This is a genomic window from Streptomyces piniterrae (assembly GCF_005048155.1).
In the GTDB taxonomy this organism is placed as follows: domain Bacteria; phylum Actinomycetota; class Actinomycetes; order Streptomycetales; family Streptomycetaceae; genus Streptomyces; species Streptomyces piniterrae.
On the sequence record NZ_SUMB01000004.1, the window covers coordinates 280,875 to 297,137 of the forward strand.

Consider the following 16,263-nt stretch of genomic DNA (forward strand, 5'->3'; position numbering starts at 1 on the left):
CAGAAAAAACCTGACGGCGCGAATGACGGCCCGAATGGCGATCCGAAGCTGCCGACCTGGTTGGGGACGCCGCGTGCCGTGCCACCACCCCTCCGGCAGCCCACCGCGTCGCCCACCGCTCGGCCGACACCGCCAAAGCGGTCGAAGGGCGGCTCGACAGCGTCGACGGGCGGCCCGACAGCGTCGACGGGCGGGGCGAACTCCACCTGGGCGCAACCGCGCGGGAGGGCCCAAACCGGCCCGAGTGGCGCGCCGGGACCAGGGCCAGGACCGGGACCAGGGCCAGGACCGGGACCAGGGCCTGCGCCGCAGTCCTCAACATGGAGTCCGCCCCGGCAACCCGGACCACCACCACAGCAGCCGCACGGAAGCCCACCGGCCGCCCGGAGCACGGGCCGCCGCCGCACCGGGCGCCGGGCCGCCCTGCTGGCCGGGGGCCTGGCCGCCGCGGTCACGGCGGCACTGCTGCTCCGGCCCGACGCCGTCCACTCGCCGCCACCGGATCGCCGCGCCCCGATCGCGGCAGCGCTGGTGGACCTGGCGCTGCAACCCGCCGTCCGCTACCGCCCCACGATGGACGGCTCCTCCTGGACCGAGATACGCGCCACCGCCTCCGGCACCGCACTCGGCACGGCCGAGTACGACGGGGCACAGGTCACGACCATGTCCGTCGGCGGCATCGACTACGTCAAGATGCCCGACAGCACGCCGGGCACGCCGGGTACTCCCGACGGCCCCGACGGCTCCGACGGCGCCCCGGGCGTCGCAGGCCAGTGGGTCGCCGGCGCAACCAAGGCCCACGACAAGGGCGCCGGTGACATCCCTGAGGCCGGGCAGAGCCCCATCACCTTCGCCAACCGGCTGCTCAAGGCACTCAACAGCAAGGAGACGAGGCTGCCGGACCAGGACGCCCCACCCGTCACGGTCAACGGTGTTCCGGCGCTGCAGGCGACCACGCCACAAGGCACCCTGTACGTGTCGAAAGCGCGCCCTCACCGGCTGCTGGAATTCAAGCCCCGTACGGCACCCAGTACGGCACTTGGTCTTGGTACGACCCCCCGAAGCACGCCGGCGAGCCATGCGGGATCATCCGTGGTGCAGCAGGCTGTGTTGCGAAAGCCGGGAGCCGGGGACGTACTCACCGCCGTCCGCGCCCGCGCGGCCGCCCCCGCGGCAGGTTCCTTCACCGTCGCCCCGCTCTCCAAGTCCGAGACGCGAGCCCTGATGGGTGAGTTCCGCGACAACATCCCGGAACTGGAAACGGCGCTCGATGCCAAAATCACCGCCAAGGTGGAGACGGAACCGGCTCTGCAATGCGGCACCAGCGGCTGCGAGGTGACCACGCGGATCACCGAAATCACCCCGAGCCCGGAAGCCAGAAAACGCATCTCCGACGGCCAGGTCACGGTCCGGCTCACGGCGACCGTACAGATCGAGGGCCGCCCCGCCGGCACCTGCACCGCCACCGAGAAACTACCGCTGGACAGCGCCGGCGACATCGCCTGCACGGACACCGAGGCCGCGCCGCTCTACACGGCAGAGCACGCCGCGAAGCGGCGGGAGGCCGAAGCCCGTGCCCGGATCAGCGGCGTACCGGAGCCCTACCAGGTCCGCTCCACCGCCGACACCACGGTCCGTGTCCTGGCCGCGGTGGACACCACCGAACTGCAGCAGGCACAACGGCAGGACGAGCAGCTGCTCGTCGACGCGCCCTCACCCGCGGACCTGGCGGAACGGGCCGCCCTCGCAGCCATCGACGACGAGGACCGGCCACTGGACTGCGCCCAGCAGATGCCGAGTGATGCGAAGCCGAACGGTGAAGGCTGGATCCTCAATTCACTCGGGTCCGAGCCCAACCCCCGCACCGAGACCGGTGAAGCCTGCTTGAAGAAGCCTCCCAACAACAGCAACCCAGAGGAACAGAAGCCGGATCCGTTTGGCTATGCGGAAGCGCGCGTCACCGTGCGGCGACTCGGCCTGGAACCGGCGGAGGACCTGGCGCGCTGCCACATCATCGCCGCACGGTTCGGGGGCTCCAACAAGCTGAAGAAGAACCTCAGCCCCTGCGGACAACTGCTCACCAACAACAATCCGCTCGGCATGTCACGCATCGAGAATTACGTCGCCCAGTCGATAGCGAAGAACCCCGAGGGCAGCGTCTGGTATCTGGTGGAACCGTTCTTCAGGAACTCGCAGAGCAGCGTTCCCAAGGGGTACGTGATGATGGCAATCCTCTACTCCCCGTCCGGCTTGCCGTACGGGATCGATTCCCAATCGGTTCTGAACGTGGTGGAGACGCCCCACGGGCTGACCAACATCGGAAACTGAGCAGAGAACTGAGGAGAGAACTGAGGAGAGAGCTGAGCAGGCCGGCGACTGCCGCGGGCTCACTCCCCGTCCACTTCCGCCAGCGAAGCCCTCAACTGCTCCCGCAGCTCCGGGTGTTCCGCTGCTCGCTCCAAAGCCAGCGCCGCACAGAACTGCCGTCGTGCCCGCACCCGTGCTCCTGCCTGCGCGTACGACTGGCCCAGGCGGCGCCGGATCTCCATTTCCAGTCGGGTGCGGTGCGGCTCCGAACGCCGCGAGATACCTGCGTGCAGCTCCAATGCCTGGCGATGGCGGCGTTCCGCCTCCCCAAGGTCCTCCGCGATCGACCCCAGCCGTGTCAACGTCAACGCCAGCAGCAGCGGGTCCCCGGCCTCCCGCAGCAGTGCCTCACTGCGCAGCAGCACCGCCCGCGCCTCCGCCCGTTCGCCGAGCGCCTCATGCCCGTCGGCAAGGCCGATCAGGCGCTGACTGATGGGTATCGGGCGGCCGTTGCGCTCCGCCGCGGCGAGCCCCGCCCGCGCGTCGGCGAATGCCGTACGCACCTCGCCCTGCGTGAACCGGCTCATCGACCGAAGCGCCAATGCCAGAGACTCTCCCCACGCGTCGTTTGCCCGCTTCAGGGCCGGCAGCACCTCATCCATAGTGGCCGTCACCGTGTCGTACTGCCCCTGCAAGAAGTCCTGGGTGGCCAGACCGGTCAGCGCCAGCGCCACCAACGTCTCGTCGCCGATCTCCCGGGCGGACTTCAGCGCCTGCCGGAACCAGTCGCCACCCTCCGCGAGTCGGCCCTGCTGGTAGTCCAGCAGACCGAGCGACGCCGCCACCTGGGCCCGCAGCGCCGGATCCCCGCTGCGCTCGGCGGCGCGCAGCGCCGACTTCAGCGCCGTGCGGCCCTCGTCGTAACGATCGTGGTGAAGGAAGTAGTCCCGCAGCGCCACACCCAGTTCCGCCGCCAGGACGTCCTCGCCGTGCGCCGCCGCATACCTCGGTACGTCCGCCAGGTCCGCCCCCACCGCGTCCAGCCAGCGCGCCGCGTCCCGCGCGGAGTCGAACCGCTGCGGATCCCCGTCCGATGCCCGGCCGTCGTCACTGGTGAGCCGACCCGCCTGGACGTACAGCTCCAGTGCCCGTCGGCGGGCCTGCGCCGCCTCCTCCGGCCGGACGTCTGCCAGCTTCCGGGCGTGGACCCGCACCAGGTCGTGGAGCCGGTACCGTCCCGGGCCCGGCTGCAGCACCAGGCTCGCGTCGTACAACTCCTCCAGGACGATCTCCGCCTCGTCGACGCCCACCCCGAGCATCACCGCCGGCGTCCACGCGTCGAACTCCGGCGTCGGTGCATGGCCCAGCAGCCGGAACGCCCGCTGCCGGGCCTGGTTCAACTGCTCGTAGGACATGTGGAACGCGGCCTCCACGCTGCGGTCCCCGGCGCTCAGCTCGCCCAGTCGCCGCTCCTCCCGCGCCATCCGCGCCGCCAGGTGGGCCGGCGTCCACGACGGACGGTGCTGCAGCCGCGCGCCGGCGATCCGCAGGGCCAGCGGCAGGCCCCCACACAGCCGCGCCAGGTCCTTGACGGCCTCCGGGTCGGCGTCGCTGCGCGCCCCGCCGATCAGGCGGCGCAGCAGCCAGATCGAGTCGTTGGTCGGCAGTGGCTCCAGGGTCACGCACCGGTCCGCGTCCAGCCCGGTCAGCCGATGCCGTCCGGCCACCAGCACGCGGCTGCCCGGACCGGCGGGCAGCAGGGGGCGCACCTGCGCGGCGCTTCCCACATCGTCGAGTACGAGCAGCAGCCGCCGCCCGCTGGTGACGTCGCGCCAGGCGGCGATCAGACCGTCGCGGTCCTGGGGAATGTCCGCGTCGGCCGTACCGAGCGTGCGCAGCAACCGCTGGAGCAGTCGCTTCGTCATGGGGCGGTCACCCGCCGGTGAGTGGTGCGTGAGCAGATCGAGGAAGAGGACGCCGTCCGGGTGCTGGGGGCGAAGCGTCCACGCCGCATGCACCAGCAGCGAGGTCTTTCCGACCCCGGCAGGGCCATCCACCGTCGCCACCATGACGCCATCGTCGGGGGCGGGCGCGGTCAGCGTGGCGACCTCCGCGCCGCGCCCCATCAACTTGCCTGCGTTTCCCGGGAGTTCGTTCACTGTGCGGGGCGACCGTGCCTGCGCCGACACTGAAACCGACACCGACGGCGGCGCAGCCCGAGGACGCCACGCGGCATCCACCGTGGACGCCTTCGACGCAGTCCCCGCGCCCGGGGAGGCGGACCCGCCACTGGTGCCCGAGCCGCCATTGGTGCCCGATCCGCCGATGACGGCCTTGTCATCGTGCCGGAGCACCGCCGCGTGCAGCTCCCGCAGGGCCGCGGACGGCGCGGCCCCCAACTCCTCCCGCAGCCGCCGCCGCAGCCCCTCGTACGCGGCGAGCGCCTCGCCCTGCCGACCCATGCCGTACAGCGCCCGGATCTTCAGCGCCTGCACCGGCTCGTCCAGCGGAGGGGCGGCCTCCGGCGAGGCCAGGTCCGCGAGCACCTCGCTTCCGCGGCCGAGCCGCAGCAGACACTCCAGCCGCTGTTTCTGCAGGGACCGGCGCTCGACCAGCAGCCGCTGCCGTTCCCCGGACGCGTACGGGCCGGGCAGCCCCGCCAGCGGCTCCCCGCGGAACAGCCGCAGGCCCTGCTCAGCATCGGCCAGCGCCCCCGAGGTGTCACCGGCATCCAACAGCCTTCCCGTCCCCACGGAGAGTTCGGTGAGGCGTGCCGTGTCGAGGCGGACCGGCGCGGCGAAGCGGTAGCCGCCCGACCCACCACGGATCACCGATCCGTCCTGCCCCACACTGGGCACGTCCAGGGCCCGCCGCAGCGCGTATACGTAGCTGGGCAGGACGCGCCGACCCGTCGGCGGCGGCTTGTCGCCCCACACCCCGTCGATCAGCTGCTCATAACTAACCAACCGGCTGCCGCGCAGCACCAGCGCCGCCAACACCGCCTGCCGGCGGACCGGGCCGATTGCCGCCTCCCGGTCGCCCCGCCACACCTGCACGGGTCCGAGTATCGCGACGTGCAGCTCCCCCGACTCCCCCATTGCCACCCCCACGTCGTCACGGATCATCAGTTTTTCATCACAAGTTCAGTGGTGTGCACCACAGTTGGCAAGTCAGAGTCGGAATCGCGGCTGTCGCCGCGCCGTACGGGGGCAGCACCGCTGCCACCTGCAACCCGGCGCCGGGCGCACCCGCACCGGGAGGTGCCATGACCCCTGAGGTTGCACTGCTCCTGGGCCGTTGCGGCCTCGTTCTGTACGGCTTGGACGACGGCAGCTGCCGAATCTGTACTGCCGGCGGCTCGGCCGTCGGTCGGGTCGAAGGCGGCGCGGGCGCCTGGAACGCCTGGGCGCGGCGAGACGACGGACGTCATGCCCTGGTCGCCACCGACCTGCCCAGCCGGAACGCGGCGGTGTGCGCGGTCGCCGATCACGCCGAGTGGGAGGACCTGGCACGGGTCCGGCCCGACGAGACGACACGGAGGTACCCCATGACGAGCATGAAGCGGCGCCACCTGTGGAGCCTGGCCCGAGAGGCCCGCAGGGCGAGGGAAGCGGGAGAGGTGACGCACACGGTCCAGCTCTACCTCAATCGACCGGTGTACGGAAAACGGGCCGTCAGGCGGGCGGACCGCGGAGTCGACGAAGCCGTCCGGGCCATCGAGGCCGAAGGCTGGCAGTGCTGCGGAGTCGAGCCGTGGCTCGGCAGCGGTGTGCTGCTCAGCTTCGTACGGGCCGGCTGATGGTGTCGGGCGGGGTGGGTGGGTGGATGTTGTCGCCCCGTCGTTCAGGCTGGTAAGGCTTGCCAGGACGGCTGCCCAGGGCGGCCATCGGTCCCCACCAGATCGCCATTCTCAGCCCCGTCATCCATCCGCTGACTGCAAATACAAGGTCACCTACGGACACCGGAGTGATAGAGCGCACGGGCGCGCGCCGTGTCGATGGGCCCGGCCTCAGGCAGATGCAGGAAGTGGTTCAACTGCCACGCCTGCGTGCTGCGGGCTTGGCGGTTGGTGGTCGTCACCCACGGCGGGTAGACACGGAATGCCCTTTTCCCGCCGGAGCCGTTCCTGGACACGATGTCCCGTTCACAGAGCACGTCCCGCGGAAATACGAACTGCCCGAACCGCTGGCCTTCGCGAGTGCTGATGACGAACAGATCAACGGGATCTTCAGCATCGAAGGGCTGGATCGGCCCGCCCGGAGACCTCTTCCACACCGTGACGAACTGACCGACCTTCGTCGGGGTCGTCTTGGCCACACGAAACCTGACCGAGAGGCCATCCAGCGTGAACTCACATGCCCCGTACTCGACGCTCTCCGCTTCAGGCACGGGCCGCGAACACGTAAACCCACTCGGGTCATACACCAGCCCCTTCGCCGCAAGCAGGTCGCTGGGGATCCCTGCCTCGCCCGACCAAGGCCCAGGATCACGGGCATCGAGGCCGGAGGGGACGTCACGTTCCATTGCCATTCTCGCATCCTGCCACCGCCGACTATCGAACACATAATCGATAGCGGCCCTGCCAGGTCAGCCTCGTCACGGACGACGACAGTGTCGCCACGAGAACCAGCCCACGCACGAGAACGACGCACCGCATCTCATGCCAGCACCGTTTTCGCAACGTCCGCCAAGGCGGGCGCCGTATGATCCCCAACAGGTATCGCCGGGGGGAGTAACTGCCATGCAGGGCATGGAACTTGTAGTCACCCGTCTCGCGGCCGCCGTGCTGGGCACGGTCGCCAAGTCACTGATCGCCCCGCGGTCTGGTGCCGGCCTGGTGAACTCTCCCGTTCGTTCCTTGTCTCGCGCGGCAAACCCGGAACGATTGGCGAAGCTCCTGTCCAAACGCCTTGCCGAGTCGCACAGCTCGCTGCCAGAACACGAACGGCTGGCGGCCGTCGACGCCGTGCGGGACAACTTCGCCGCTGTGGGCGACATCGACGCGGACCTGCTCTTCCGACTGGACCTGGATCCCGAGCGGCTGCGCGACGAACTTCGCTCCCCGGCCGCCGGGCTGAGCGCGCGGGCACTCGATCTGTACGGGGAACTCCTGGCCCTGTGCTGCACGCACGTGGTGGAGCAACTGACCACACACCCCTCCTTTCCTGCGCGGGCGGCCGTCGAACAGACCCGCGCGGCGGGTCGCACCCAGGCTTTGGTGGAGGACCTGGCCGGAAGCCGTCGCCGCCCCGAGGCGGTGGCACTGGACTTCGAGCAGCGCTACGCGGACTACATGGCTGCCACGCATGGGCGGCTGGAGCTGTTCGGGCTGACGCTCGGGCGCTCGGCAAGCGAGTGGCCGCTGGACACGGCGTACATCAGCCTGGCAGTGAGCGGCGAGGGCGCCCACCACGAGGGCTTTGGTTCGCCTGGTACGGGCCAGGTCGCTGTCAAAGCCGAGCAGGCACTGGCCGAAGGCGACCGGATCCTGTTGCGCGGTCCTGCGGGATCGGGCAAGAGCACCTTAGTGCAGTGGCTCGCGCTGAACGCCGCCCACCGCAGGTTCGGCCGAGAGCTGGACGACTGGAACCGCTGCGTCCCCTTCGTCCTACGATTGCGCACCTTCGCCTCGTCCGGTGCCCTGCCCGCTCCCGAAGACTTCCTGCAGGCGGCCGGCGTGCCGCTGCACGGCTCAGCACCGGTCGGCTGGGTGGAGAACCTGATGACCGAAGGCAGGGCACTGGTCCTCGTCGACGGCGTCGACGAAGTGCCGACGCGGCTGCGCAAGCGCACCCAGGACTGGCTGAGAAGCCTGATCGCGGCCTTCCCGCACGCGCGGTACGTGGTGACGACCCGGCCGTCCGCGGTACCGGAGGGCTGGCTTGGCCAGCATGGTTTCGCTGCCCACTCACTGCTCCCGATGGAACGGGATGACATCCGCGCGTTCATCGAGCACTGGCATGACGCGGCGCGGCACGAGTGCGGCGGAGATGCCGAACGGGTCCGGCTCGACACATACGAGAGATCACTGCTTCAAGCGGTCAGCACACGCCGGGCGTTGGGCCGCTTGGCCACGAACCCGCTGATGTGCGCACTGCTCTGCGCCCTCAACCGGGACCGCCGGATGCAGCTGCCCCGCGCGCGCAAGGAGCTGTACGACGCTGCCCTGGACATGCTCCTGGTGCGCAGGGACACCGAACGCGAAGTCATCGGAGTCGAGGGCGTCGACCTCACACGCGAGGAACAGATGGCGCTGCTCCAGCGGTTCTCGTACTGGCTCATCCGCAATGGGCGAGCTGAGGCGGGCCGGACGGACACCGTGGAGATGATGGGGCAGTGGCTCGACGCCATGCCTCAGGTACAGGGAACGGCGGAACAGGTGTTCTCCCACCTGCTGATCAGAAGCGGTCTGCTGCGAGAGCCACAGCCGGGGGCCGTGAACTTCGTGCACCGCACCTTCCAGGACTACCTGGGTGCGAAGGCCGCCGTCGAGTCCCGCGACTTCGGCGTGCTCGTGCGGCATGCACACGATGACCAGTGGGACGATGTCGTCCAGATGGCGGTCGGGCACGCGCGCGTGGACGAGCGGGCCCGGCTGTTGACCGAGCTGTTGCAGCGGGCCGACGACGAGAAGTGCCACCGGCACCGGCTCGTGCTGCTGGCGGCGGCGTGCCTGGAACACGCCCCGGAGCTGGACCCGGCGGTCCGGGCGACGGTGCAGGCAAGGACGCAGGAGCTGTTGCCGCCGCGCAGTCAGAGCGACGCGGAGGAGCTCGCGAAGGTCGGCGAGCTGGTGCTGGAGCTGTTGCCGGGTCCCGATGACGGACTCGACAGCTACAGTGCCGCGGCTGTGGTGCGGACCGCGGCACTGGTCAAAGGGGATTCCGCCCTGCAGACAATCTGCCGATTCCGGGACGATGTACGCCCGCCCGTCCCCTTCCAGTTGTCACAGGCATGGAGCTCATTCGACACGGAGACATACCTGCGGGAAGTCCTCGCTGTCCGGGCATGGGATGAGGACTACCTGCATGTGAAGACGCCTGAGCAGCTCGACGCCCTGCGGTATATCCCGACGGTCCGGGCTGTGCATCTGGAGGGCAACCACAGCGACCTCACGCCGCTGCTCGCCCTGGATGACCTGCGCCGTGTCTACCTGTACGACAACGCGACGCTCAGCGACCTTTCCCCGCTCAGAAACTTTCCGAGGCTCAGCCAGGTTGGACTGAGCCGGTGTTCGGCGCTGCAAGATCTGACACCCCTGGCCGGGACGGTCCTGGAGCAGCTCTCACTGTCCGAAGGCCCCGCCGAGGTCTTTGCCGAGCAGTTGCGGGACATGCCAAACCTCAAGATCCTGCATCTGGCCCACCCCATGCTGATCGAGAGCCTCGGAGAATTGCCGATCGGACCGCAGCTGACGAGCCTGTCGCTGCAGCGCCAGGTCCGGTACGTGAGCCTTGAGGGAATTGAACTGTGGCCGTCGCTCACCTCGCTCGCTCTTGCCAGCGCAACGCAACTGCGCCAGTGGGCCCGGATGCCGACGCCGCCGCACCTCAGCTCTCTGATACTCAACGAGCTCATTCCCCTCGACCTCAGCCTGCTCAGCGGCTGCGCCCAGCTGGAAAAGCTCGTCCTCTGGCGATGCGACCTGTCGGAAGGGCTGGGGCCACTGCGAGACCTGGCAACCTTGACCTCTCTCACCCTCTGGCAGTGCAGCGAAGGCGACGGTCCCCTAGACCTCAGTCCCCTGGTCGGCACAGAGCAACTCACGATCACACTCTCCGATGACACGCCATGCATCGGTAGCGAATCGTTCGCCCCCTCCCGCCTCGTCGTGCAGCGGGCGCACAGCTGACCCTCAGACCCCGCCGTCACAGCAGCGACCCAGCCCGTACGCCACCGCGAGCGCTCCACCAGCCGACGAGAGCCAGGGGGCGGCGATGGTTGGTGGCACGGCCGCGTCACGATGGGCATCAAGGACGACGAGCCCCGACCGCCGGCGCCCCGCCGCGCCAAGACAGAACCCGCGTACGGCGCAAGGTACGAGACTTGGAACAGCTACGCGACAAGGGGCGCACCCCAAAGCCAGCCCTAAGTCAACCGTCGCTCAGTGGATGGACAAGTACCTCACCGAGATTACGAGCCTGAACGTCAAGCCCCGGTCTCTGAACTACTACTGGTCGAAGCCCCACCACGACATCATTCCGGGAGTCGGCCAGTGCCGCATTGACAAGCTCGGTCCCGAGCACCCGGACCGGATTGATTATTGCGGGCTCTGAAGATTGCCCACCGCCCCGGAGGATCCTCGGCGTCACACCGAGCGCCGCGGCTGGGACCTGACCGACGGGTCGCGGTACGGCGACCAGGACGACACCCTGCGCCCGCGCATCATCCTGATCTGGGTGGTCTACGGCGACCGCATCAACGCCCCGTCCGCGTGCCGCCGACTCGCCTGTGGTCAACGGCGCGCAGAGCGATGTCTTGGGCGTTCGTCGAGTAGCCGAACCGTCAGGTCTCCCCTCAGTAGTGAGGTCCGTCAGGGCCTCTCCGCCGGGATGCGGGTCGGAATCGTCGGGTGCACCACATACCGCGGCACCGAGGACGGGACGCGGTCCGAGCGCGCGATAGCGAGAAGATCTGGAAGCTCGAAGTCCTGTGCGGCCTCGAGATCGACCGTGTACCCGAGGTCTCCCAGGCTCGCCACCGTCAGCCTGCTCATGGGGTTGTCGTTCACGGGGGTGCCAGGGCGGCCGCCGATGTTCGGCGACATCAGCTCGTTGGCGAACACGCTCTCGCGCCAGTGGCCACCCGCGCTTCCTTCGTCGCCGACATTCGCAACAGGTACCGGGGTGGGGCTTTCTCCGATGAGCTTGCCGAACTCCTCCATGGCGTCGGGGCCGATGAAGGTCGGGTTGTGGCCGGGGAAGTCCTTCAGGAATCCGAAGTCGGTCCAGACGGTTCCTATTCCCAGCACGTGCCCCATCTCATGCGTGATGACGTCGAGGAGCATGCCCTCCTCTTCCATCTGGGCCAGGTCGGCGCTGTCGAACCTCATGTGCCCCTTCACGGGGAGTCCTGCACCGCTGGCCGCATCCTCCCCCCGGAACCGCGTCGGACCGGCGGATCCGAGGGTATTGGGGTCCTGGTCGACGCCGTCTATCGGCACGCCTTCGGCGTCGATCAAGAGGTCGTCGACCACGACCTGACCGCTGAAGTCATGAATGACCGCTGTCTCCAGGTCTCCCACGATGACGTGCGCCCAGCGGTTCGCGGCCTTGGCGAAGACTTGCTTCTGGCTGTTCGTCAGGCCTCCCAGGAACCGCACCTCGATCTGGAACGGAGACGTGGTCGCGGCCAGCTTCGCGGCGCGGTCAGCGTCGGCGACAGCCCTGTGCGTTTCGAATGCGTATTGGCCCTGTCCGGCCATGGCTACTCCCCTCCTGTCGCGAGTAGCTGGATTTATCCGTCAGAACTAGGCTAAACGCGTTTCTGGTAGTAGGCGATGCAACCAATATGGTTGAACGTTCGTCGGGTCGGGCGTCGGGGTGGAACGCGCCTAGGGGGCATGACAGCGCCCCGACGTCCGGGGACGCCGGGGCGTGCCAGGGGCAAGGGATCCTGGCCGCGACCGCGTCAGATCCCGAGGGTGCGGGCGAGGGCGGTCAGCACGGCCTTGGTCTTGGTCTCGCCGAATCGCGGCGGTTCGACGTCACGCTCACGCAGGGTCCGTACGAGCAGTTCCTCGGCCTCAGCCGCTTCGGCCGTGCTTGTACGCACCGACACCTCAAGGAAGCGCAGGGCCCCGGTGATCCACTCCTCGATCGCCACGGGACGGGGTAGCCCGTCCCACTCCTGCTTCCACTTGACGGCGTGCACCGGTCCGAGCGCCCTGAGATCCGCGAGGTCGCCCTTCTTCACGCCGACGGCGGATTTCAGGAGGTCGCGATGCGGCTTGATGAGGAGGTGGTCCAGCACTCCACCCTCGGGCCCGAGTACCGACTCGGCAATCTCCGCCTCAACCTTCCGGTCGGCCTGCAGTGAGGCGGACAGCACGGGCGTGAAGGCGGGGCCGGTGCGGTCCTCCTCGATCGTGAACTCCCAGCCCTCATCCTCATCCTTGAGGTCCTTCTGCCAGTCGGACGGCAGAGAAGGGCACGGTCGCAGCTTGACGGTCATGTCCCCCTTGCGTTTGGCCCCGCGATCCTCGTCGTCCAAACGCAGACGGATGATGACCCCGCGACCGAGGAAGGGCAGCGAGACGCCCTCGCTGCCCTTCTCCGGGCTGTCCCAGAAGTGAATGGTACGACTGCGGCCCTCGTTGCTCTTGAGTTCGAGCGCACGCGCTGCCTTCCGAGCCTCGTCCCCGGAAAAACTAATCTTAATTTCCGCAGCCGCGGCCAATGGAATCTGTGTCATGGTGCCGTTATTGCACAACGCACAGCGCCATTCATTCTGCGTCACCTGCCCGGCCGAAGGGGGCGTGTTTCTCCTTGCCTAAAACCCGTCACGCAACGGCATTGGCGATAGACGCTATGCAAGTTGAAGCAGGGGCGCCCACGCGAGGAGGCGCCCCCGCGTGTCGCTAGCTCTCCTGCTTCTTGATGTAGGAGACCGCGCTCATGCCGAGCCCGAAGCAGCCCGCGATGGTCGCCCCTCCGGCGCCCACGGCGGCCAGCGGCGACATGCCGAACGCGGCCAAGAGCACGCCAGCAGTGAGCCCCGCAATCACAGATACCAAGAAAACGATCAAGACTTCATAGATCCGGTGGTTGCACACCGGCACCTGAGCTGACAACGAAGATCCTTCCGAGTTCGGTCAGAACATCGGCGTCCAGATCCCGTGGGGTTCCACGCACACGCCATCCGGACGACCAATGCCTACGCACTGAGGTCGTAGCCAATGAGCGCCGCCTGTGAAGCGAGCCCATGGCTGCCACGCGGTCGAACCCACGCGGCCTAAGCGGTGCATCCTGTGGTCCCCCTGCTTGTTGTCTTCGTCCCGCCGCAATCGCTAGCGGGTCGGATACTTTACCTCCGCCGCGCCCAAGGAGGCGTTTTAGCAAGGGAGTTGATGACTGGATGGGAACTATCGATGACACAGCCCCCCTCCTCCGACGCCGCCCTCCGAGGATGAGAAGCATCGCGTTGACGCCGTCCCGAGCGATGCTGTTGTGCTCATTGAGCGCTACTGCGGCCGACGCTTCGAGCGCCGCGAGGTTCAACAAATCTGGCTCAAACCTGCCGCAGGCGCACATCTCATGATCCCCACTAGCGTCCCGCATAGCCACCGCCCGCACTGGCCACACGCCGGCGCCTCCAGTGAGCTTCCCCCCTATCAATCCCTCCTGGCTCGATCAGGCCGAGCGGTGGTTCGCCCTGCTCACCGACAACCCCGGTGGAGATCTCCCGCGCCTCGGCCTGTTCGTACCCCTCCCAGGGGCGATGAGGACCCGAGACGTTCGCGGCGACGCGTGCGGGGCTTCGATGAAACCGTGGATGAAGATTCGGCTGCTGAAGGGCGCGTGAGGATGGGCTGTGGCGCCCCGTAGGGCCAGGCAGGTCGTCTGCGGAAGTTCTGGTCATGGGCCGGAAGGTTCCACACCCCCGCAGGGCAGCGGCCTGTGGTTCGCGCGGGGCGTCGGGCCGATCCTTGCTGTCGGCCCGACGGTCTCCGTGCACGGGCCCGCTGGGGCCACACCAAGGGGAGCCCCCCTGCCATGATGACGGGCGTTCCCTGCGCTCCCTCAAGCGCTCAACTGACCTGCGAATACCGAATCTTCATCAAGGCATGGGCATGGGCATGGTACTTCGCCAGCTGATGGCCGAAGGTGGCCCCCGTGGAGCCGCGGCTTCTGAGCAGCATGTTTGGATGTGTCAGTGATTGTTAACGCACTGGAAACATCCGAGCCGCGGACGTACTTGGACCGCATTCTGGAGCACTGGTACAAGGACGAGGACGCCGAGGCGCTCGTCCAGGGGGCGCAGCGGCTGACTAGGGGGGAGGCTCGGCGGCGACTGTTCAGGTTGGGGCATGCACTGCGCGGGCAGGGGCTCGCGCCCGGCGATGGAGTGGGGCTGTTCCTGGCCAACCGCGTGGACTCCGTCCTGGTGCAGCTTGCCGTCCATCTCATAGGCTGCCGCGTCGTGTTCCTGCCGCCCGAGCCAGGGCCCGGCGAGCTCGCCGCGCTGGTCGAGCAGTCCAGGGCGCGCGCCGTGGTCACCGACCCGCTCTTCGCGGGGCGGGCCGCCGACGCGGCCGGCCGCAGCGTCCACGCCCCCGTGCTGCTCAGCCTCGGGCCCTGTGAGCAGCGGTGCTCGGACTTGCTGGCGTTGGCAGCCGAGTGCCCGGACGTGCGCCCCGACGGCGTGCCCTCCCCGGGAGCGGACGAGGCCGTCACCGTCCTCTACACCGGCGGGACCCTGGGCCGCCCCAAGCTCGCCGCGCACAGCCACCGGCTCTACGACGCACTGGTGAACCTGGTGGAAGACGACCCGCAGAACTCCCGCCCCGCGGTCTTCCCGACCATGGACCAGGGCACGGACAGGGTGCTCGTCTCCACGCTGCTCACGCACGGCAGCGGCCATCTCACCTCGGTCCAGGCTCTGGTGACGGGGTCCGTCCTCGTCGTGCTGCCCGAGTTCGAAGCGGGCGCGGCGCTGACGGTACTGCGCGAGGAGCGGATCACCGCCACCATGTTCGTACCGCCCATGCTGTACGCGGTTCTCGACCACCCGGAGTGCGAGCCGGGCGCCCTGCCCGCGCTACGGTGGATAGTCGTCGGCGGCGCAGCCACGTCGCCCAGTCGGCTGCAGCAGGCGGTCGAGGTGTTCGGGCCCGTGCTCAGCCAGGGCTACGGGCAGTCGGAAGCGCTCGGTATCGCCGCGTTCGGTGCGGAGGATCTCGCCTCGGAGGGAGCCCGGCGGCCTGAGCTCTGGCGCAGCTGTGGTCGCGCGATGTCCGACGTCGAGATCGAGATCCGTGGTGAAGACAGCACGGCGGCACTGCCCGGCGGGCAGGTCGGCGAGGTGTGCGTCCGTGGCGAGACGGTGATGCTCGGCTACTACGAGGACCCGGAGCGCACCGCGGAGGCGCTGCACGACGGCTGGCTGCGCACCGGCGACATGGGCTATCTCGACGCCGAGGGGTACCTCTATCTCGTCGACCGGGCCAAGGACATCATCGTCACCGGCCGCACCAGCGACAACGTCTACTCCCGGGTCCTGGAGGATTTCCTGCTCACGCTGCCCGGTGTGCGCAACGCGGCGGCGCTGGGTGTGCCGGACGAGGAGTACGGGGAGGCCGTACAGATCTTCCTGGCCACGGCCGAGGGCGGCCCTGACGTCGACCCGGAGGCGGTCGGTGCGGCGGTGACCGCCGAGTTGGGAGAGTTGTACACGCCCCGGAAGACGGTGCTGCTGGACCAGCTGCCGACGACCAAGGTCGGCAAGGTGGACAAGAAGGCGCTGCGCGCCGCGTGGACGAGCGGGGCCTTGGGCACGCCGTAGGTCCGTTGTTGTGGATCGCCCGACCGATGCGGGGTCAAGTGCGCCGGGAAGACGGGGGCTTGGTGGCGCGCCTCGCGCCTGTACCGGCCGCCCTTCCCCCTGTGAAAGGGGGGAAGCGCGGCGCCGCTGTCCTCTAGGTGCCCTGCCGGGAGGGCGCAGGGGCTGTGTCCGCGCCGGAGCTTGCCGGCATCGATCTCTTCACCGAGGGGCACGTTGCCGGCTGGATCGGGCGGGTGGATCACTCTCGATGAAAAGTGTGCTGACCTGGGGAAACCCATCAGGCGTTCCCGGAATACGTGAAGGGCGTTTCAGGGACCTCAAGCGCAGGGGCCCTGACCTTGAGGTTCTCAATTTTCATCAAGGCCCACGCGTGCGTTGTCCATCTTTTGGTACCCCTCCCAGGGGCGATGAGGGCTCCGTGCCCGGTATGCGGTTCAGGCAACGTGGTCGGCG

9 protein-coding genes and 1 pseudogene are annotated in these 16,263 nt (G+C 68.6%); 5 read left to right on the forward strand and 5 right to left on the reverse strand.

From position 1 onward, the window contains the following. Positions 1-531 precede the first annotated feature (531 nt). The gene (locus FCH28_RS39175; RefSeq protein ID WP_246102788.1) at positions 532-2,328 is read left to right on the forward strand and encodes a DNA/RNA non-specific endonuclease; all 1,797 of its coding nucleotides are present in this window, start codon (positions 532-534) and stop codon (positions 2,326-2,328) included. 59 nt (positions 2,329-2,387) lie between these two features. On the opposite strand, the gene FCH28_RS13910 is transcribed toward FCH28_RS39175, so the two are convergent. Beyond that, complete coding sequence (locus tag FCH28_RS13910) at positions 2,388-5,432, reverse strand: AfsR/SARP family transcriptional regulator (protein ID WP_246102790.1); 3,045 nt, start codon at positions 5,430-5,432, stop codon at positions 2,388-2,390. 140 nt (positions 5,433-5,572) lie between these two features. Between FCH28_RS13910 and FCH28_RS13915 the strand changes: the two genes are divergently transcribed. Next, positions 5,573-6,106, forward strand: a complete 534-nt coding sequence (locus FCH28_RS13915) for a hypothetical protein (RefSeq protein ID WP_136740189.1) — start codon at positions 5,573-5,575, stop codon at positions 6,104-6,106. Between the two features lie 149 nt (positions 6,107-6,255). On the opposite strand, the gene FCH28_RS13920 is transcribed toward FCH28_RS13915, so the two are convergent. Continuing rightward, complete coding sequence (locus tag FCH28_RS13920; protein ID WP_136740619.1) at positions 6,256-6,831, reverse strand: MepB family protein; 576 nt, start codon at positions 6,829-6,831, stop codon at positions 6,256-6,258. A gap of 226 nt (positions 6,832-7,057) precedes the next feature. Here FCH28_RS13920 and FCH28_RS13925 point away from each other — a divergent pair, with 226 nt between their 5' ends. Both FCH28_RS13925 and FCH28_RS40195 read left to right on the forward strand, forming a co-directional pair. After that, the gene (locus FCH28_RS13925; protein ID WP_342781623.1) at positions 7,058-10,159 is read left to right on the forward strand and encodes an NACHT domain-containing protein; all 3,102 of its coding nucleotides are present in this window, start codon (positions 7,058-7,060) and stop codon (positions 10,157-10,159) included. A gap of 111 nt (positions 10,160-10,270) precedes the next feature. Continuing rightward, a pseudogene (locus FCH28_RS40195) lies at positions 10,271-10,565 on the forward strand (tyrosine-type recombinase/integrase); the annotation flags it as partial. A 275-nt stretch (positions 10,566-10,840) separates the two neighbouring features. On the opposite strand, the gene FCH28_RS13930 reads toward FCH28_RS40195, so the two are convergent. The 3 genes from FCH28_RS13930 to FCH28_RS39710 all read right to left on the reverse strand — a co-directional run bounded on the left by FCH28_RS13930 (position 10,841) and on the right by FCH28_RS39710 (position 13,009). Next, entirely contained in the window at positions 10,841-11,731 is an 891-nt protein-coding gene (locus tag FCH28_RS13930) for a leishmanolysin-related zinc metalloendopeptidase (protein WP_136740190.1), read from the reverse strand. A gap of 206 nt (positions 11,732-11,937) precedes the next feature. After that, on the reverse strand, positions 11,938-12,765 hold the full coding sequence (locus FCH28_RS13935) for a hypothetical protein (RefSeq protein ID WP_136740191.1): 828 nt from the start codon (positions 12,763-12,765) through the stop codon (positions 11,938-11,940). 121 nt (positions 12,766-12,886) lie between these two features. Next, a complete protein-coding gene (locus FCH28_RS39710) occupies positions 12,887-13,009 on the reverse strand; it encodes a hypothetical protein (RefSeq protein ID WP_281289709.1) in 123 nt (40 codons plus the stop codon). A 1,172-nt stretch (positions 13,010-14,181) separates the two neighbouring features. On the opposite strand from FCH28_RS39710, the gene FCH28_RS13945 reads away from it, so the two are divergent. Continuing rightward, positions 14,182-15,810 carry a class I adenylate-forming enzyme family protein gene (locus tag FCH28_RS13945; RefSeq protein WP_246102792.1) on the forward strand — a complete coding sequence of 543 codons (1,629 nt, stop codon included), beginning with the start codon at positions 14,182-14,184 and terminating at the stop codon, positions 15,808-15,810. The last annotated feature ends 453 nt before the right edge of the window (positions 15,811-16,263 follow it).

Excerpts from the sequence above, each read along its gene's own strand:
- FCH28_RS13910 (WP_246102790.1), bottom strand. The coding sequence starts at position 5,432 with ATGATCCGTGACGACGTGGGGGTGGCAATGGGGGAGTCGGGGGAGCTG.
- FCH28_RS13915 (WP_136740189.1), top strand. The coding sequence starts at position 5,573 with ATGACCCCTGAGGTTGCACTGCTCCTGGGCCGTTGCGGCCTCGTTCTG.
- FCH28_RS13920 (WP_136740619.1), bottom strand. The coding sequence starts at position 6,831 with ATGGAACGTGACGTCCCCTCCGGCCTCGATGCCCGTGATCCTGGGCCT.
- FCH28_RS13925 (WP_342781623.1), top strand. The coding sequence starts at position 7,058 with ATGGAACTTGTAGTCACCCGTCTCGCGGCCGCCGTGCTGGGCACGGTC.
- FCH28_RS13930 (WP_136740190.1), bottom strand. The coding sequence starts at position 11,731 with ATGGCCGGACAGGGCCAATACGCATTCGAAACGCACAGGGCTGTCGCC.